The organism is Pseudoduganella aquatica (assembly GCF_020865585.1).
GTDB classification, from domain to species: Bacteria; Pseudomonadota; Gammaproteobacteria; order Burkholderiales; family Burkholderiaceae_D; genus Rugamonas; species Rugamonas aquatica_A.
The window spans coordinates 3,639,567-3,658,093 of the sequence record NZ_CP086370.1 but is presented as its reverse complement, the minus strand read 5'-3'; the positions used below and the strand labels follow the sequence as shown (position 1 = coordinate 3,658,093).

The following is an 18,527-nucleotide window of genomic DNA, read 5'->3' as shown; positions in this document are numbered from 1 at the left end:
GATAAATTTGCTTGGCACGGATGCTGCTGTTAAAGGTGTAACGGCCCCCTCCCAGCCGTCAACCCGGAGTTCACTCAAAGGAGTAGCACGTCATGAACATCATCAAAAAAGGTTTCCTGCTCACAGCCATGGCAGCCAGCCTGGGGCTGACCGCCGCAGCGCCGGCCCAGGCGGCAACGTTCGCCTCGTCCATCCTGAACATCAGCAACTTCCGCCTGCTGCACTCGAGCGGCGTGGCGTTCAGCACGGCCGACTTCTCCACGCTGACCGGCACCAACGATGCCCACGCCACCGCCGGGCTCAACAACGTGTTCGCCAACGGCGCCGATTCGCGCCCCATCCAGAACCCGGTGCCGCCCAATGTGGCCCAGCAATGCGTCGGGCCCTGCCCTGTCGCGCCGGACACCTATACGCCCATCGCCGGCATTCCGCCCGTGACCAGCACCTACGGCCACGCCGACCAGCGCCTGACCGGCGCCTCCATCATCGTCGGCGCCACCCCGGCCGGGGCCAACGCCTCGACCCGCGCGGATGCCTCGACCGCCGTCAACGCGGTGGCCTCCGGCAATTCGGACGTCGGCACCTCCACCACCTTCGCCTTCGTGCTGGGCGCGGCCGACACCATGACCATCGCCTTCGACGGCGATCCCTACACGCGCGCCCTGGTCACGCCCGGCGCCGGTCCGGTCTCGAACGCCAATGCCCGCCTGTCCTGGTCGCTCAGCATCGTCAACATCACCACCGGCACCACGGTGCTCAACTTCGCGCCGAACGCGCTCAACGCGGCCAGCACCGTCAGCGCCACCGACGGCGCGCCGAACGACCTGATCTACGCGCCGGGCTCGGCCTTCTTCACCGCCACCACCGGGCTGCTGGCGGTTGGCCAGACCTACCAGATCACCATCCAGCACAACTCGCTGGCCAACGCCTTGCAGCAGGAACTGCCCGAGCCGGGCACGCTGGCGGTGCTCGCCGCCGGGCTGCTGAGCATGTCGCTGCTGAGCCGCCGGCGCCAGCACTAGCGGGGGGCGGTGCGATCGCAACGCGACTTCTTGATGCGGCTCAAGCCCAGCGCAGTTACAGCCTGGGCCGCAGCAGAGCGCTCCTATAATCGGACCAGCAGGACAGCATCCGCCGACGTTCAGGAGCCCCGTGCCATGGAAGAGTTAATCAATCAGCTGCTGACCCACATACGCGGCATCTGGAAGTACCGCTGGCCCGCCATCGCGGTGGCGTGGCTGGTGGCCGTGGGAGGCTGGATCAAGGTCGCCACGCTGCCGGACAACTACCAGACCTCGGCGCGCGTCTTCGTCGACACCCAGACCGTACTCAAGCCACTGCTGTCGGGCATGACCAGCGTGCCCAACGTGGAGCAGCAGGTGGCCATCATGAGCCGCACCCTGCTGAGCCGGCCCAACATCGAGCGCGTGATCCGCATGGTGGACATGGACCTGAACACCACCTCGGCGCGCGACCACGAGCTGCAGATCGAGGAGCTGCTCAGCAAGATCAAGATCGCCAGCACCGGCAGCTACGACATCTACACCATCACCTACAACAGCCCCAATCAGCGCCTGGTGCGCGACGTGGTGCAGTCGCTGCTGACCATCTTCGTCGAAGGCAGCTTCAAGGGCAAAAAGGGCGAGTCGCAAAAGGCGGTGCAGTTCATCGACGACCAGATCAAGTCCTACGAGGACAAGCTGGTGGCGGCCGAGAACACCGTCAAGGAGTTCAAGATGGCCCACAACGCCCTGCTGCCGCGCCAGGGCCTGGACTACGGCTCCCAGCTGCTCATGTCGTCCGACGCGCTGAACGGCGCCAAGCTGGAGCTGATGGAGGCCGAACAGTCGCGCAACGCCATCCGCGCGCAAACCACCGGCGACGAGCCCATCCTGGGCGATGTGGCCCCGTCCGCCATCGACAACCCGGAGATCGACGCCCGCATCACCGCCCTCAACAAAAACCTCGACGCGCTGCGCCTGCAGTACACCGAACTGCATCCCGACATCGCCTCCACCAGGCGCCTGGTCGCGCAGCTCGAGCAGCGCAAGCTGGAAGAGAGCAAGAACCGGCCCGCGTCCAGCGACCCCGGCAAGAACTTCAGCCCCATGCTGCAGCAGCTGAAGGTGGCGCTGACCGAGGCCGACGCCAAGGTGGCCGCGGCCAAGGTGCGGGTGCAGGAACTGGCGGCGCGCCACGCCAGGCTGGAGGCGCAGAGCCAGGCCGTGCCCGAGGCCGAGGCGCAACTGGCGCAGCTGAACCGCGACTACCAGGTCAACAAGGACAACTATGAAAAGCTGCTCAGCCGGCGCGAGGTGGCCAAGCTGTCCGGCGACCTCAGCTCCACCACCGAAATGATGAGCTTCAAGATTATCGACCCGCCCACCATCCCCATGCGCCCGGTCGGGCCAAAGCGCGCATTGCTGTACAGCGGCGTGCTGGTGGCCGCGCTGGCGGCGGGCGCCGCCGCGGCGCTGATGATTACCCAGGTGCGCCCCACCTTCCTCAGTCCGGCCGAACTGCGCATGTTCACCGGCATGAATGTGCTGGGCACGGTCACCATGAACTGGACCCCGGCCCAGCAAATCAAGCGGCGCCGCAGCCTGGCCGGCTTTGGCGCGGCGCTGGGCTGTTTGCTGCTGTCCTATAGTGGCGTGCTGACGGCCGCCTTGCTGCAATAACCCGGAGATCCCATGACACTATCCGACAAGCAGGGCGCGGCGGCCGAACTACTGCCTGCCGGCAGCCCGGCGCGCGGCCAGCGCCACGTCGAGCTCGACCTGGAACGCCTGGCCCAGATGGGCATGGTCACGCACGAGGGCGGACGCACGCCGGCGGCGGAAGACTTCCGCATCATCAAGCGTCCGCTGCTGCGCAATGTGCGCGGCGACAGCCCGTCCGCCATCCGCAACGGCAACCTGATCGTGGTCACCAGCGCGCTGCCCGGCGAAGGCAAGACCTATTGCGCCATCAACCTGGCCATGAGCATCGCCATGGAACGCGACATCACGGTGCTGCTGGTGGACGCCGACGTGGCCCGGCCCTCGGTGCTCAAGGTGCTGGGCCTGGGCGCCGAGGCGGGGCTGATGGACATCCTGATCAACGACGAACTGGAACTGGCCGACGTCATCCTGAAGACCAATGTGCCCGCCCTCAGCATCCTGCCGGCCGGGCGCAGCAACCGCCACGCGACCGAACTGCTGGCCAGCCGCAGCATGAGCACCCTGCTCAGTGAAATTTCCAACCGCTATGCGGACCGCATCGTCATCTTCGATTCGCCGCCGCTGCTGATCACCACCGAGGCCAGCGTGCTGGCGGCGCAGATGGGCCAGGTGGTGCTGGTGGTGGAGGCCGAAGCCACCACCCAGAACGCGGTGCGCGAGGCCCTGCGCCTGCTGGACTCCTGCAAGCACATCGACCTGATCTACAACAAGATCAAGGCTTTTCCAGGCACGGAATATTATGGCTATTACGAATAGTGCCAGGCCCGCCGCCAGCCGCGCCGCCGCGCCCGGCATTCCCGCCGAAGCGCCCCTGGTGCTGCACCTGCTCGACCGCCTGCCCGGCGACGGCCGCGACGACAGCCTGTTCAAGCTGCTGCGCATGATGCCCGCCGGCCGCTACCGCCACGTGGTGCTGACCCTGCAGGGCGACCTGGACTGCGAGTTGCGCCGCAACGGCGCCGCCGTGCAGGTGATGAGCTTAAGCCGGGGCAGCGGGTTGGGCTGGTCAGCCAGCTTGCGCCTGTACCGGCTGCTGCGCCGCCTGCGGCCGGACCTGGTGCACAGCCGCAGCGTGCGCGCCCAGCTGCTGGCGGCGCTGGCCGGTATCCGCATCCGCCTGCCCAACGCCCAGCCCGCCGACAGCCTGCCGCCGCGCCAGGGCTGGGGCGCTAGCCTGGGCCGCTGGCTGGGCGAGGTGCTGGGCGCCTGCCAGGTCCGCATCCATCCGGCCCACGGCGCCATCGACAGCACCCAGTTCCACCCGCGCCTGGGCCTGGCGCCGGCCACCGTGGGGCCGCCCGACTTCCTGTGCGAGCACGCCTTTGTCGTCGGCGCGGCCGGTCCCATGGACAGCGAGCAGGACCATGTTTCGCTGGTGCGGGCCTTTCAGCTGATGGTGACCGAGCAGGACCGCAACGACACGCCGCTGCGCCTCATTATCGCCGGCGACGGCCCCTGCCGCGACATGTGCAAAGCCATGCTGTGCGCGGCCGGCATGGCCCACCTGGCCTGGCTGCCCGGCGCGCGCGACGATACGGCGCGCCTGATGCGCTCGATGGACGTGTTTGTCGCGCCCGCCCCCGCGCCGGCGCCCGCGTGCGGCGCCAATCTGCGCATCCTGGAGGCCATGGCCAGCGGCTTGCCGGTGGTGGCCGTGATGGCCGGCGCCAATCCGCAGCTGGTGCAGGCCAGCTGGACCGGCACCCTGGTGCCGCCCGGGCAGCCCGAGCTGCTGGCCGACGCCATCGCGGACTATTACCGCATTCCCGGCCTGGCGCGCCGCCACGGCCAGCGCGGACGCCGCCTGGTGCTGACCCATCACAGCCTGGCGGCGGTGGCCGACCGTTACCTGACCCTGTACGACACCCTGCTGGCGCGCGCGGCGCGTTGACGGCCCAACCTCCCTCGCTGAAAGGCAGCCATGCTCTCCTCCACATCCTTCCTGTTCGTGCTCTTCATTCTGCTGCTGTGCGGCTACACGCTGCACAAGGTGCGCCTGGTCCACCTGCTGCTGCACGAAGTACGCGACCATGCGCTGCGCGAACCGGCAAGCCTGTATCGCCAGCTGGAGGCCCTGCAAGGTTTGTACGCCGAGCTGAACCTGTGCCGCAGCCTGCCCGCCACGCGCGGCTGGGCCGCGTCGCCCGACCTGTTGCTGGAGCTGGCGCGCCACGCGCAAGCGGCCTGCCCGCAGGTGGTGCTCGAGTGCAGCAGCGGCACCTCGACGCTGGTGCTGGCGCGCTGCATGCAGCTGAATGGTTCGGGCATGGTGTATAGCCTGGAGCACGACCCGCTGTATGCCCAGCACACGCGGCGCGAACTGGAGCGCCACGGACTGAGCGCCTGGGCGCGGGTGCTGGACGCGCCGCTGCAGCCGCAGCAGTTCGGCGCCGCCACCTGGCCCTGGTATGCGCCCGACGCGCTGCGCGGCGCATTGCCGCAGCCGGCCCAGGTCGATCTGCTGGTGATCGACGGGCCGCCGCAAGCGACCCGCCAGCTGGCGCGCTATCCAGCCGGGCCGGCGCTGTTTCCGCTGCTGGCCGACGGCGCCGTGGTCTTCCTCGACGACAGTGACCGTCCCGGCGAGCAGCGCATCCTGGCGCTGTGGAGAGAGGAATTTCCTGAATTCGAACACAGCAGCAAACCATGCGAAAAAGGCTGCGCCCTGCTGACGCGCCGCGCCGGCGGGCACGGCTAGGGCGTCTTGGCCGCCAGCGCGGCTTGCCTGGCGAGCGCGGTCTCGGGTGCATGCTCGGCGTGATAGCGCTCGCGCGCCACATGCATGGCCGACAGGTGCTGCTCCACATTGGACGGCATCAGCTCCGCACCGAAACCGTCCGGCGCGGCGGACGCGCCGCCGAACAGGCGGGCCAGTATCATGCGCCCCACATTCTCGCGGTAATGCGACGGCTCCCAGTAGTAGCCCATGTCCGCCCCGCCGCCGGCCTGCGGCAACGGCTCGGTGGTCACGCTGTTGTAGCCTGAGAAATCATGCAGCGTCACATCGCAGCCAGCCGCCCGCCTGCGGGCCGCCGCCGCCGTCAGCGCGCGCAGCCAGGCTTCCGCCGGCTCGGCCTTCCCTGCCCAGTACAGCGCGTCCTGCATCAAGGCGTGGGTGGGATTGACGTACAAGCGCACCCGCGTTCCCAGGCTGCACAACTCGTCCAGACGCCGGTGGAACACTGCGAGGGCGCCGGCGGCCGGCCCTTCGCCGCGCACAAACTCGCCCAGCCTCGGCAGTACAGCGGCGGCCTTGCTGCCTCGTGTGGCAAAGCGGTGCATCAGGCAGGCCGCATCGCGCTGGCCCAGAAAGGCCAGGCTGGAGCGGCACACCGGCTCGTAACTGCCGCTCAGCACGCGCAGCGCATCGCCCGCCATCTCCAGGCTGACCGCGCGCTTCAGATTCAGCAAGCTGCGCCGTGCCAGATAGCCCGGGCCGTCGGCCAGCAGCGCCTCGTCCAGCTCGGTGTTGCCGGTCCCGAGGTGGAATGAGGGCGCGTCCAGGCCCCACACCAGCGTGTCCACCTTGGCCACCTGCACGGCGTGGTGCGCCATCATGCCCGCGTCGTTCATGGTCGCGCCCGAAAGCGCGGCATTGAACACCGGCCGCCCGCCGAACAGCGAGGGATGCGCAGGCAAGGCCACCTCGGTGCGCGAATTCCCCACATACACCAGCGCCGGCCGGTAGCGCGCCAGCGCATAGGTCTTGGCCCACGGCCCCAGCCGCTCGCGCATCGGGCGCAGCAGCTGCACCGGCGGCGTATTCCACTGGTGTGTCAGATAGGGATCGACCGCGTAGTTGAGCGCAGCCACCGCGCCCACCACGCCGGCCGACAGGCCGCAGAACAAGCTCAGATAGGCGCGCATGGTCAGAATTGGAAATAGAGGAATTCGGAGACGCGGTTCATATTGAACACGCAGGAGATGAACAGCGCCGCCAGGGCCAGCCCCCATCCCGGGCTGGGCCGCCACGCCCGTCCCGGCATGGTGCGGAATATTCTTTCAATGCAGGGCTGGTAATGACAGAATATTTCCTGCGTGTTGGGCGCAGCGAACGCCAGCACGGCCGACAGCAGCAGCACGGGCAGGCCAGGCCCGTCCAGCTCCATCCAGCGCAGGCCTTTGAATTCCGGATGCATTCCCAACTGCGCAAGCGGCGCCGCCACGCCTTGCAGCGCGCGCGGCAAGGACACGCCGTTGGCGCCGGCCAGCGCACCCAGCAGGTCGCCGGCGGTGGCCAGATCGGGGGCGCGGAACACCACCCATGCCAGCATCACGGCCAGGAAAGTCAGGGGCGCGCCCCACCAGGCCGGGGCGCTGGCCGCCGCGCCGCGCCAGCGCAGCCAGCCCTGATGCAGCACCAGGTAGCCGCCGTGCATGGCGCCCCAGGCCACAAAGGTCCAGCCGGCGCCGTGCCACAGGCCGCCCAGCACCATCGTCGCCATCAGATTGGCATAGCGCCGCGCGCGGCCGGCGCGGTTGCCGCCCAGGGCGATGTAGAGATAGTCGCGCAGGAAGCGCGACAGCGTCATATGCCAGCGGCGCCAGAATTCGCTGATATTGCGCGCCTTGTATGGCGAGTTGAAATTGAGCGGCAGCCGCACGCCGAACAGCAGCGACAGGCCGATGGCCATGTCGGAGTAGCCGGAAAAATCGAAATACAGCTGGAAGCTGTAGGCCAGCACGCCGGTCCAGGCCTCGACCAGCTGCGGATGGGCGCCCGCCGCGAAAACCGGGGCAGCCAGCGGCGCCAGCGTATCGGCCAGCAGCACCTTCTTGGCCAGGCCCAACACGAAGATCGACAGGCCGACCGCGAAATTGGCGCTGCGCGGACGCGCATTGTCCGGATCGGCGAATTGCGGCATCATTTCCTTGTGGTGCAGCACCGGCCCCGCCACCAGGTGCGGGAAATAGCTGACGAACAGCATATAGTGGATGAAGTTGCCGTCCCTTACTTCGCCACGGTAGCAGTCGACCAGGAAAGCGATCTGCGTGAACGTGAAGAAGGAAATGCCGATGGGCAGCACAATGTCCCAGCCGCGCCAGTCCGCGCCGGGCTCCATCAGCGCGGCGGCAAAGAAATTGGCGTATTTGTAGTAAGCCAGCAGCAGCAAGTTGGCGCACAGGGCGCCGCACAGCCGGCGTTTGCGGGCCGGGCCGTGCGCCCGCGCGATCAGCAGGCCGGCGCAGTAATTCCCGCAGATGGATGCCAGCAGCAAGGGCAGGAAGCGCACGTCCCAGTAGCCGTAGAAGAACAGCGAGGCGGCCGCCAGCCAGGCCGCCGCCCAGCGCGCATGGACGCGGCCAAGCAGAAAATATCCTGCCAGCACCGCCGGCAGGTAGAGGAACAGGAAGCCGAACGAGTTAAACAGCATGCCCTGCTCCCGGCGCCGGCCGCCCGCCGTCGGCCGCACTGCACGCCGCGTCCCCATGCCAGGCCGCCGCCCTGCCGTTGGCCCGTTCGGCGGAGATCAGTTCGGCGTAGCACGGCGCAATCTGCGCCGCCACACGCTGCCACGTATGGTGCGCCACCAGCGCCCTCACCGCCCGCCGTTCCGGCCGCGCGGCCATCAGCGCCAGGACGGCTTCGCGCTGGCTGGCGCCGTCGTCCCACGCTACTTCCTTGAGCGCAAATTCGCTCTCTGGCAGATGCAGGGCGTTGTCCTTGGTCAGCACCACCGGCGTGCCCGCCGCCAGCGCCTCCAGCGCCGACAAGGGCTGCACTTCCCCCTGGCTGGGCAAAGCCACCACCGACGCTGCCGCATAGGCGCTCGCCAGCAGCGGATCGTTGTGCGGCAGTTCGCCCAGCCAGCGCGCCCACGGCATGTCAAGGATGGTTTTCAGATAGGGCTGGAATTCGCGCGACGCATGGCCGATCAGCACCACCGGTATGCCGCAGCCGTCCAGCGCCTGCACCAGGCCCAGCTGGTTCTTGTATGGCGAAATGCTGCCCGCCATCATGACGAACGGCCCCACCAGTCCAGTGCGGCGCCGGAACAGCTCGGGCTCGGCGCGGAAGAACTGCGGTCCTATGCCGTTGGGGAAGACGCGGATTTTGGCGGCATCGATCTGGAAGCCGGCCATGATGGCGGAGCGTTCCGCGTCTCCCAGCGCGATCACCAGCTGCGCCAGCTGCAGCGCGCTTTTCATCTGCGCGTAGCTGGTCTGCACATTCCAGGCGGTCAGCCGCCCCGCCAGGCGGTCAGCCATGCGCGCCTGCATGCCGTTGGCCCGGTTCCAGCCCGGCGACACCAGCGGCGACAGCACCACCGGCACCGCCATTTCCCGCGCCGCCTCCACCACGCGATGGTTGCCATTGATGGCGGCAAACACATGTATCAGGTCGTATTCATCCAGGCGCTTGCGGTTCGGGTCGGCCAGCTCGACCTGCAAAGCGCGTCCATTGACCTGGCCCAGGCTGTTCAGGGCCGCGATGGTTTCGCGCACCTGCACCTGCAGGCCGCCCTCGCGCTGGAATAGCATTGGATATGACAATATGCCCACGCGCATCGCGGCCTCCCCTTGTTGACGTCCGATGACGCCTAATTGACCTTCCAGAAGCGCCATCGGTGCCCGGCCAGCAGCCCTTGCATCCGCCGCAGCTCGGCCGCCAGCTCGTGTTCCAGCCACAGCACGCCCGCCACCCACAGCAGCAAGCCCCCGGCGCCGGCCGCCAGCAGCTGGAATGGCCCGGACGGCAAGGTCATGCGCGCGGCCAGCGGCGCCAGCGAGCTCAGGCCGGCCAGCACCGCGCTGCGCGCCACGGCCGCGCACTGCGGCCCCAGCGCTAGCCCGCTCAGCCGCGCCAGGCAGCGCCATGTGAACCAGCTGCGCCCCAGCGCGCCTGCCAGCAGGCCCCAGGCCACATAATCGAGGCCGAACGGCGCGGCCAGCAGCACCGCCGCGATGCGCACCGCCACCGACATCGCGTCCAGCCGGGCCTGCTCCCGCACATGGCCGCCGGCGAGGAACAGATAGCGCGCCATACTGAACATGCTATAGAGCGCGGCCCCCAGGGATATGACCTGGATCAAAGGGACCGTTGCATCCCATTGATCGCCGTACAGCAAGCGCACGACAGGCTGCGCCATCAGGCCCAGGCCGGCAAAAAAAGGCCAGGCCAGCGCCGTCATGCAGCTGATGGTTTTCAGGTAGGCTGCGCGCGCGTCCTGCCCGGCGCGCGCCTGCGCCGCATACAGCGAAAACGCCACCGGCGAGACGGCGCTGGTGATGGCCTGGTTGAACAGATTGATGACGCTTTGGGCCTTGCCGTAGATACCGGCGCCGGCCACGCCGATCAATTTGCCCACGATCAGGTCGGGCGCCGCCACGCCCGCCTGGTCGATCAGCCCGCCGCCCGCCGCGTAGCCGCCGTAGCGCAGCACAGTACCGGCGCCACGCCAGTGCGGCAGCCACGGCAGTCCCGCCGGACGCAGCGCCACGCTGGCCAGCAGCGCGGCCGCACTGCCCGCCGCCGCGCCGCAAGCCAGGCTCAGGCTGCCCCAGCCGCGCCACGCCAGCCACACCGAGCAGGCCAACTGCACGCAGGCGGCCGCCGCATTGACCAGCAGGATGGAGGCGAAGCGCATCTGCCGCCGCAGCATCGATACCGTGAGCGAGGTGAACGGCACCATCAGGAAGTTCAGGGCCAGCAATTGCAGCACGGGCCGCAACTGCTGCGCTTGGTAGAATGCCGCCAGCGGCGGCGCGGCCAGCAGCACCAGCAGGCCCAGCGTCCAGGCGCTGCCCACGGACACGCACAGTGCCGCGCGCAGCTTGGCCGGCGTCAAGTCCTTTTCCTGCACCAGGTACTGCCCCACGCCGAAGTCGCGCAGCACTTGCGCCAGCCCGGCCAGCACGGCGGCAACCGAATACACGCCGGTCTCGGCGGGCGTGAGCAGGCGGCCCAGCACCATGCTGCCGGCCAGCGCCAGCAGCAGCAAGGCGTACTTCTCGACAAAGGACAGCGCCAGCGAGCGCCTCAAGGGCAGCGGCCCCGGCGCTGCGGCAGCGACGGCTGCCTGGCTGTGCGCGGCGTCCGTCATGGCTTTACACCAGGCCGCGATAGAAGGCTTGCACCATCTCGCCCACTTGCTCCTGGCTGTACAGGCGTTCCGCCTCGTGCCGCCCGCTCTGCCCCATACAAGCGCGCCGCGCCGGATCGCGCAGCAGCGCGGCTACCGCATGGCGCAGCGCCTCCGGCTCGTCCAGCGGCGCCAGCACACCGCCCGCGCAGCCGCGCAGCACGTCCGCCGTACCCGGCACATCGGTGCCCACGGCCGGCACGCCGCAGGCCATGGCCTCGATGGTGGCAATGCCAAAGCCCTCGTTGCGGCTCAGCAGCACGTGCACATCCATGCCCGGCAACAAGCGTTCCACCTCGACCTGAAAACCGGTAAACACCACGTAATCGGCCACGCCCAGTTCCTGCGCCTGGCGCCGCAGCGCCGTCTCGAGCGGCCCGTCGCCCACCAGCACCAGATACAGATGCGGAAACTCCACCCTGAGCGCGGCCAGCAGCGCCAGCGCCGCCTGCGGCCGCTTTTGCTCGGCCAGCCGCGCCACCGAACCCATTACCAGGCTGCCCGGCGGTATCGCCCAGCCACGCCGGGCTTCGGCGCGCAGGCCCGGAGACGGCCGGAAGCGGCGCGTGTCGACGCCGTTGGGGATCACCGCCAGCCGCGTCCCCGGCTGGATATAGGGGTGGTACAGCGCCATAAAGTGCTGCAGGGCAGACTCGGACACCGCGTATATCCCCTTCACCGCGCTGAAAGCCTGCGCCAGCAGGCGCCGATGCCAGGGGCCGTACTCCACCGGAGGAAAGGCGTTGTGCACGCTGACCACGGCAGGCAAGCCGCAGCGCTGCGCCAGCCAGAGCGCGGACGCGCCATAGCCGGTCCAGCAAAACGCCACATGGACCAGGTCGGCCCTGTGGCGTTGCAGCGCGCGCCGCGTCCACAGCATGGCGCGCCAGCGGTTCAGGCGCCGCCAGCGCCATTCCTCGAAGAACAGCGGCATGGTCAGCTCGGACGCGGCAATGCGTTCGGCCCGCAAGGCTCTGCTCCAGGCCGCGCTGCCCGGAAAACGGTGCAGCGCCAGCGTGGTGTCGCAACCCGCCGCATTCAGGAAGCGCGCCTCCTGCGCCATGCGCAATTCCATGCCGCCCAGGGCGCCTGAGTAGCCGGTAATCAGCACCCGCCGCCCGCCGACCGGCGGCCCGCGCCACGCCTCCCGGATATATCCGCGCAAATAGGCGCTCTCCCAGCGCCGGAGGAATTGCTGGTCGGCATCGCCCCGCAGCAGCGCCAGCGCCAGGCCGCCGCTCTCCAGCAGCAGCCGCTTCCACATCCAGCGCGGCACACGCAACAGATAAGGATACGGCCCGCGTCCGGCCTGGATGTCCTGCCGGCACTTGCCGCGTCCGAAACTCCAGGCCCGCTGCAGGATATGCCCGGCCTCGGTCTGGTGCGTGCGGATGTGGTGAGCCACGCGCGCCGCCGGACAAAACCACGGCAGATAGCCGGCGCTGCTCAAGCGCCGCGTCAGCTGGGTTTCGCTGCCCATCGCATAGGCCCCGCCATTCGGCCCCACCTGCTCGTCGAAACGGTAGCCCGCCTCGAACACCGCGCGCCGCACCGCCATATTGGCGCCCCAGACCAGGCCCGGAAACACCGGCCCTTCCGGCAGGCTGGGCGAGGTGATGCCAAAGGTCATGCCCAGTGGCGCCAGGCGCAGCACCCAATCCGGCGGCGGCTCCGCCCAGTCCGCCACAATACTGCCGCCGAAGACCGCGTATCCCGGCTGCGCCTGGGCCGTCTCCGCCAGCCGCAGCAGCCAGTCGGACGCGGGCGTGGCATCGTCGTCGCTGAAGACGAACAGTCCGCCTTGCGGCTCCGCCAGTTCGAGCGCCGCCGCCAGGGCACGGTTCAGCGCCACGTTTTTGCCCGGTCTGGGCTCGTGCAGGCAACGCAGCGGCAAGCGCCCGGCGTAGCTGTCGAGTATGGCGCGGGTACTGTCCGTGCTGCCATTGTCGACCACCAGCATGCGCCAGCCTTGCGCCGGCTGCGCCAGGCCGCAGTAGGCCTCCAGCACGCGCGGCAACGTGGCGGCGCCATTGCGGCTTGCGATGATTACAGTGAGCACGGCGCGTCTCCTCGGCGGATGGTGTCCTCCAGTCTAATAAGGGGCCGCCCGACGCTTCTTGACCTTTCTCAAGCACCTGCTTGCGCCATCGCAATGTCCAGTCCTGCGGGACGGGTTCAAATGGACTGATGAGCATAGCCATGCCGCCCTTGTCCAACCCAAGCTTGCCGACTCGCCATGAAACCCAATACCGCCATCCTGCTTGCCTCCGGCCTTGCCCTGCTGGTCCTCGTCACCGCTGCCGCACCGGCCCGTGCCGACTGCCCGCCCTATCTCAAAACCGTGGTCGGCGGCGACTACAACGACGCCGAGGACCGCCAGGGCCTGGCCCTGATCGAGCCCCACCACTTCACGCCGGACGTGGAAAACCTCAGACACGGCAGCAAGAGCTATCTGGGCGGCGACTTGTCCTATACTTTGGAGCACTACCCCAACCACCACCGTGCGCTCAGCTCCATGGCCAAGCTGGTCCTGCGCGACAAGAACGTCAAGCCCACCGGCGCGAAGTTCAACATCGAGTGCTACTTCCAGCGCGCGCTGGGCTACCGTCCCAAGGACGCCAAAGTCCACGCCATCTACGCCGGCTTCCTGCTTGCTCAGAATCAGTTGGACCTGGCGCGCGAGCACCTGGCCACGGCCGTTCAGCTCGAACCGGACAATGCCACCAGCCACTACAACCTGGGCCTGCTGTACATCAAGAACAAGGACTACGCCGCCGCGCGCGAATCAGCCCAGCGCGCCTACGCGCTGGGTTTCCCGCTGCCCGGCCTGCGCAACAAGCTGCAGCAAGCCGGCCAGTGGCAGCAATGACTTACTTGATGCCGTGATGGCTCATCAGATCGTATAGCGTCGGCCGGCTCACCCCCAGCAGTTCGGCCGCCCGCAGGATATTTCCGTCCACGCGCGCCAGCGCCTTGATCATCACCTTGTATTCGGCCGCGTCGCGCGCCTGGCGCAGATCGATATTCTCCACCGCCTGCGCCTCCACCTCCGGCAGGCCCAGGTCCTCCAGCGCAATCTGCGAGCCCTCCGCCATGATCACGGCGCGCTTGATGCAGTTTTCCATCTCGCGCACATTGCCCGGCCAGGTGTAGGCATCGATGGCGGCCAGCGCCTCCGGGCGGAAATGCAGCGCCTGCCGGTGTTCGCTGACGCAGAAACGGTTCTTGAAGTGCTGCGCCAGCAGCACCCGGTCGCCCACCCGCTCGCGCAGCGGCGGGATGGCCAGCACAATCTCGCTCAGGCGGTAATACAAGTCCTCGCGGAACTGCCCCTGTTCAGCCAGGGTTTTCAGATTGCGGTGCGTGGCGCACACCACGCGCACGTCCACCGCGATCTCGCTGCGGCCGCCCACCCGCTCTATCACCCGCTCCTGCAAAAAGCGCAGCAGCTTGGCCTGCAGCGGCGGCGCCATGTCGCCTATCTCGTCGAGAAAGAAGGTGCCGCCGTGCGCCAGCTCGATTTTGCCCAGCGTCTGCCGCGCCGCCCCGGTGAAGGCGCCCTTCTCGTAGCCGAACAGCTCGCTCTCCAGCAGATGCTCGGGGATGGCGGCGCAATTGATGGCGACAAAACGCCGTTCGCGCCGCGCGCTGAGCCGGTGCAGGCCGCGCGCCACCAGCTCCTTGCCGCAACCGGAATCGCCCAGCAGCATCACGCTGGCCGACGACGGCGCCACCTTCTCCACACTGCGGCACATCTTCAGCATGCCCGGGTCGCGGCTGATAATGCCGGACAGCGGCGAATCGGCCTCGATCTGCAGCATGCGCCGGTTGTCCTGCTGCACCCCGTGCAAAAAGAAGGCGCGCTGTATCACCAGCCGCAGCAGGTCCGCATCCAGCGGCTTTTGCTGGAAGTCATAGGCTCCCATGGCTACCGCCTTCAGCACATTGCCCCGGTCCTGGTTGCCGGACAGGACGATCACCTTGGTCTCCGGCGCGGCGGTCACGATGTCGCGCAGCAGCGCCAAGCCTTCGGAAGCGCCGTCCGGATCGGGCGGCAAGCCCAGGTCCATGGTCACCACGCAGGGCTGGTGGCGCCGCAGCTGGGCCAGCGCCTGCTCGCGCCGCTCGGCGATCAGCACGTCGTACTCGTCCAGGCCCCAGCGCAACTGCTTCTGCAAGCCGGGATCGTCCTCCACCACCAGCAGCTTCTTTTTAGGCATCGCTCCTCCGGTTGATTGCGTTCAGGCGGCCGCAGCGGCGGCATGCAGCGGCAGCGTGATGCGGAAAGTGGTGCCGCGTCCGCACTCGCTGCTCACTTCCAGCCGCCCGCCTATGCCGTCCAGGTATGCGCGGCTCTCGAACACGCCTATGCCCATGCCTGCGGCCTTGGTTGTATCGAAAGGCTTGAACAGGCGTTCGCGGATGAATTGCTCGCTCATGCCGGCGCCGCTGTCGGCCAGCTCCACCACGGCGCTGGGGCCATCGCGCCGCAGCAGCAGCGCCACCGTGCCGTCCGGCGGCGTGGCCTCGATGGCGTTCAGTATCAGATGGCCCAGCACGCGCTCCAGGCGATGCCAGTCCGCCACCACCAGCAGGCCGGGATCGCGCACCGTCAGCTGCGGCCGGGGCCGCGCGGCCGCGCGCGCCTGCACCGCCTGCGCCAGCACCTGCTCCAGCGGCAGCGCCGTATTGCGCTCCGGCGCCTCGCCCCGGCTCAGCTTTTGCAGCAGCAGCGTCATCTTGCGCACCGAATGGGCCAGGGTTTCCAGCATGTCCTGCTGGAACTGGGGATTGCCCTGGTGGCGCTCGGCGTTCGCCAGCAGCAAAGACAGCTGCGACACCAGGTTCTTCAGGTCATGCACGATAAAGGCCGACATCCGGTTCAGCGACTCGAACTGGCGCGCCACCGCCAGCGCGTCCGACGACTGCTGGTGCGCCAGATAGCTGGCAGCCTGGCTGCCCGCGATCTTGAGCAGGTCGCGCACCTCCCAGTTCAGCGCGATGGCCGTGCGCGGCTGCGTCAGCGCCACCACGCCTTGCAGGCGGCCATGCAGCATCAGCGGCACGAGCAGCCACAGCTGGGGCACGCCGTGCAGCCACAGCGGCAGCTCCAGGCCAACGTAGCGTTCCGGCTGCGCCAGGCTTTCCGGCACGTCCAGCACCCACTGGCGCTCCTCCAGGAAGCGGCAGAAAGCAGTGCTGGCCGCCCCGTGCTGCGGGGCCAGGTTCCAGCTGGCGGCCGGCTCGCAGCGGCAGCCCGCCGCGTCGTCGCGGCACAGCCACAGCGCGCCCGCCGGGCTTTCCACCAGGCCGGCCAGCGCCTGCACCACCCGCAAGCCCAGGTCCGGTCCGTCCATCGACAGCGTGAGGGTGATGCGCTGCCATTCGTCGCGGTAGTCGAAACCGGTCTGGTAAAAGTGTTTGCTGACAAACACCTTGGCATAAGCCCGCACCGAACCGGAAAACAGCACGCCCGCCAGCACGATGGCCGCGCCGGCCAGCCAGGCCACTTGCATCAGCGGCCCCCAGGCGCCGCCGAAGCTGCGCAGATACCAGCCGCAAGCCGCCATGCCCAGCAGATACAGCGCGCTGCCGATCAGCGCCGCCGAGCGGAACAGCATCTGGCGCGACAGCGCCAGCCCCACCGTCCAGCGCGGATTGCGCACCGCCGACACAGCCAGCAGCGGCGCGCCCAGCGCGCACACCAGCCCGCGCGCGGCCCACAGCTCGCCGCTCATGCGGCGGAACAGCAAGGCGTCGCTGTACAGATAAAAATCGTAGGCGAACAGCAGGCCGATGCCCAGGCAGGCGAACTTGATGCTCCAGCGCTCGTGCGGCGGCGTGCCGCGGTACAGCTGCTCCAGCAGCAGCAGCCCGGCAACGGCCAGCATCAGGCGGCACGCCATCGGCAAGGCGGCGTCCCGCTCGGCCAGCCAGCCCAGCTCTTCGGACACCAGCGGCAGCAGCGCCAGCGCCACGGCCGCGCCCAGCAGCCAGCTGCGGCTATGTCCCGCGCGGCCCAGCAAGGACAGCAGGAACACCAGCCAGGCCACCGTGCGCGCCGCTTCCAGCGCTTCGCTGTATTGCGCCGCCCACTGTTCCACCCAGCCTGCGGAATGGACCGCCGCAGCGGCAGCCCAGGCGGCGGTCAGGCCGCAGGCCGCCAGCAGCGCCGTGGAATGGCGTCCCTTGCGCCAGCCCGGCAGCAGCAGCGCCGCCAGCAGCAGATAGGCCACGGCCGCCAGTCCATGGCTGGCCACGGCCGCAAACGATGCGGTCCAGGCCGCAGAAAGTGGCGCGTCCGGGAACGCCATCAGCGGCTCCCCTTGCCCAGCAGCACCACCCGCACCGTGTCTATCAGTATCAGCAAGTCCAGGAACAGGCTGTTGTTTTTTACATAATACAAATCGTATTGCAGCTTGCGCACCGCATCATTCACCGAGGCGCCATACTGATAGCGCACCTGCGCCAGCCCCGTGACGCCCGGCTTGATGCTGTGCCGCACGTTGTAGTACGGCACATCCTGCCCCAGCTGCTCAACGAAATACGCCCGTTCCGGCCTGGGCCCGACAAAACTCATCTCGCCTCGGAACACGTTCAGCATCTGCGGCAGTTCGTCGATGCGCAGCTTGCGTATCCAGCGGCCCACGCGCGTCACGCGCGGATCGTCCTCGGCCGCCCAGCGCGGCTTGCCGTCGCCCTCCGCGTCGCTGCGCATGCTGCGGAACTTCAGCACCCTGAACAGCCGTCCGTCCTTGCCCACCCGTTCCTGCTGGTAAAACACCGGCCCGCCGTCCTCGGCCGCAATGCACAGCGCCGCCAGCAGCATCACCGGCAGCGCCGCCACGCAGATCGCCGCGCTGGCCGCCAGGTCGAAGGTCCGCTTTACGCTGGCGCGCAGGAAACTCTGGTCAAAGCCGCCGCCAAAGATCAGATAGCTCGGCTGCAGCGTGTCGATGCGGATCTGGCAGGCCTCGCGCTCGAAGAAGGCCGACGCATCCACCACCCGTACCCCGCCCAGCACGCACTCCAGCAGTTGCCGCACCGGATAAGCGCCGCCGCGCCGGTCGCCCAGCGACACCACCACCTCGCCGGCGCCGTGCGTGCGCGCCAGCTCCAGCAACGATTGCCCGCCCGGCAGCAGATCCGGCAGCAGACAGGACGCCGCCACCTGCCGCCGCTCGCCCGCCACCGGCACGCAGCCCACAATATGAAAGCGCTGGAAACCCTGCTTGCTGACCGCCAGCTCCATGCACTCCTGCGCCAGCGCGCCGTCGCCCAGCAATATCAGCCGCTCGGTCATGCGCTCGGTGCGCACCGTGGAAAACAGCAGCAGCCGGGTCAGCAGCACGGCGCCGCCGCCCATCAGGAATGTCCAGTTCCCCACCTGCGCGGCGTGCAGGCCGGGCAGCGCGTGCACCAGCAGGTTGTGCAGGCAGAACGCCAGCAGCAGCGCCGGCACGATGCGCACCAGCGTCTGGCGCAGCGCGTCGCCAGGATGCAGGCGGAAGTCGGACTGGTACATGCCCAGCGTGCCCATGCTCAGCACGGTCAGCAGCGCAAACAGCAGCGCGCTCCAGTACCCACCGCCCGGGTGCAGCGCATGCCGCGCCTCGGCCAGCGAAGCCAGCCCGGCGCTGGCCAGCAGCAGCGCCACCTCCATCAGCAGCAGGATGAAGGCCATGCGCGGAACATAATGGTTGAAGATGCGGATCACAGT

The 18,527-nt window shown here is 68.5% G+C and carries 14 protein-coding genes; 6 read left to right on the top strand and 8 right to left on the bottom strand.

The window, feature by feature from the left end; all coding sequences use genetic code 11:
• Nucleotides 1–92: 92 nt before the first annotated feature.
• The 5 genes from KT882_RS16285 to KT882_RS16265 all read left to right on the top strand — a co-directional run bounded on the left by KT882_RS16285 (nucleotide 93) and on the right by KT882_RS16265 (nucleotide 5,421).
• Entirely contained in the window at nucleotides 93–1,022 is a 930-nt protein-coding gene (locus KT882_RS16285) for an EDSAP-1 family PEP-CTERM protein (protein ID WP_161073490.1), read from the top strand.
• Between the two features lie 135 nt (nucleotides 1,023–1,157).
• Nucleotides 1,158–2,681 carry an XrtA system polysaccharide chain length determinant gene (locus KT882_RS16280; protein ID WP_228892511.1) on the top strand — a complete coding sequence of 508 codons (1,524 nt, stop codon included), beginning with the start codon at nucleotides 1,158–1,160 and terminating at the stop codon, nucleotides 2,679–2,681.
• Nucleotides 2,682–2,693: 12 nt separating this feature from the next.
• The gene (locus tag KT882_RS16275) at nucleotides 2,694–3,479 is read left to right on the top strand and encodes an XrtA-associated tyrosine autokinase (protein WP_161073488.1); all 786 of its coding nucleotides are present in this window, start codon (nucleotides 2,694–2,696) and stop codon (nucleotides 3,477–3,479) included.
• Nucleotides 3,463–4,614 carry a glycosyltransferase gene (locus KT882_RS16270; protein ID WP_228892510.1) on the top strand — a complete coding sequence of 384 codons (1,152 nt, stop codon included), beginning with the start codon at nucleotides 3,463–3,465 and terminating at the stop codon, nucleotides 4,612–4,614. The genes KT882_RS16275 and KT882_RS16270 overlap by 17 nt, the downstream gene beginning before the upstream one ends.
• A 30-nt stretch (nucleotides 4,615–4,644) precedes the next feature.
• Nucleotides 4,645–5,421, top strand: coding sequence for a class I SAM-dependent methyltransferase (locus KT882_RS16265; protein WP_228892509.1), 777 nt, complete (start codon nucleotides 4,645–4,647; stop codon nucleotides 5,419–5,421).
• Here the strand turns inward: KT882_RS16265 and KT882_RS16260 are convergent.
• Genes KT882_RS16260 through KT882_RS16240 form a run of 5 tightly spaced genes read right to left on the bottom strand, consistent with a single transcriptional unit; the run spans nucleotide 5,418 to nucleotide 12,866 of the window.
• Nucleotides 5,418–6,590, bottom strand: a complete 1,173-nt coding sequence (locus KT882_RS16260; RefSeq protein ID WP_228892508.1) for a hypothetical protein — start codon at nucleotides 6,588–6,590, stop codon at nucleotides 5,418–5,420. The two genes, KT882_RS16265 and KT882_RS16260, sit on opposite strands and share 4 nt — an antisense overlap.
• Before the next feature lie 2 nt (nucleotides 6,591–6,592).
• Complete coding sequence (locus KT882_RS16255) at nucleotides 6,593–8,098, bottom strand: MBOAT family O-acyltransferase (protein WP_228892507.1); 1,506 nt, start codon at nucleotides 8,096–8,098, stop codon at nucleotides 6,593–6,595.
• Nucleotides 8,088–9,206 carry a glycosyltransferase gene (locus KT882_RS16250; protein WP_228892506.1) on the bottom strand — a complete coding sequence of 373 codons (1,119 nt, stop codon included), beginning with the start codon at nucleotides 9,204–9,206 and terminating at the stop codon, nucleotides 8,088–8,090. The genes KT882_RS16255 and KT882_RS16250 overlap by 11 nt, the downstream gene beginning before the upstream one ends.
• Nucleotides 9,207–9,265: 59 nt before the next feature.
• On the bottom strand, nucleotides 9,266–10,768 hold the full coding sequence (locus tag KT882_RS16245) for an oligosaccharide flippase family protein (RefSeq protein ID WP_228892505.1): 1,503 nt from the start codon (nucleotides 10,766–10,768) through the stop codon (nucleotides 9,266–9,268).
• A 4-nt stretch (nucleotides 10,769–10,772) separates the two neighbouring features.
• Nucleotides 10,773–12,866 carry a glycosyltransferase gene (locus KT882_RS16240; protein WP_228892504.1) on the bottom strand — a complete coding sequence of 698 codons (2,094 nt, stop codon included), beginning with the start codon at nucleotides 12,864–12,866 and terminating at the stop codon, nucleotides 10,773–10,775.
• Nucleotides 12,867–13,043: 177 nt separating this feature from the next.
• Here KT882_RS16240 and KT882_RS16235 point away from each other — a divergent pair, with 177 nt between their 5' ends.
• Entirely contained in the window at nucleotides 13,044–13,676 is a 633-nt protein-coding gene (locus tag KT882_RS16235) for a tetratricopeptide repeat protein (RefSeq protein ID WP_228892503.1), read from the top strand.
• A gap of 1 nt (nucleotide 13,677) precedes the next feature.
• On the opposite strand, the gene prsR is transcribed toward KT882_RS16235, so the two are convergent.
• Genes prsR through KT882_RS16220 form a run of 3 tightly spaced genes read right to left on the bottom strand, consistent with a single transcriptional unit; the run spans nucleotide 13,678 to nucleotide 18,524 of the window.
• Nucleotides 13,678–15,027 (bottom strand): PEP-CTERM-box response regulator transcription factor, encoded by a 1,350-nt coding sequence (prsR, locus tag KT882_RS16230; RefSeq protein ID WP_161073481.1) that lies wholly within the window; start codon nucleotides 15,025–15,027, stop codon nucleotides 13,678–13,680.
• 21 nt (nucleotides 15,028–15,048) lie between these two features.
• Nucleotides 15,049–17,121: an XrtA/PEP-CTERM system histidine kinase PrsK gene (gene prsK / locus KT882_RS16225; protein WP_228892502.1), complete on the bottom strand. Its 2,073-nt coding sequence runs from the start codon at nucleotides 17,119–17,121 to the stop codon at nucleotides 15,049–15,051.
• A complete protein-coding gene (locus tag KT882_RS16220) occupies nucleotides 17,121–18,524 on the bottom strand; it encodes a TIGR03013 family XrtA/PEP-CTERM system glycosyltransferase (protein ID WP_228892501.1) in 1,404 nt (467 codons plus the stop codon). Before KT882_RS16220 ends, prsK begins: the two co-directional genes overlap by 1 nt.
• Nucleotides 18,525–18,527: the final 3 nt, after the last annotated feature.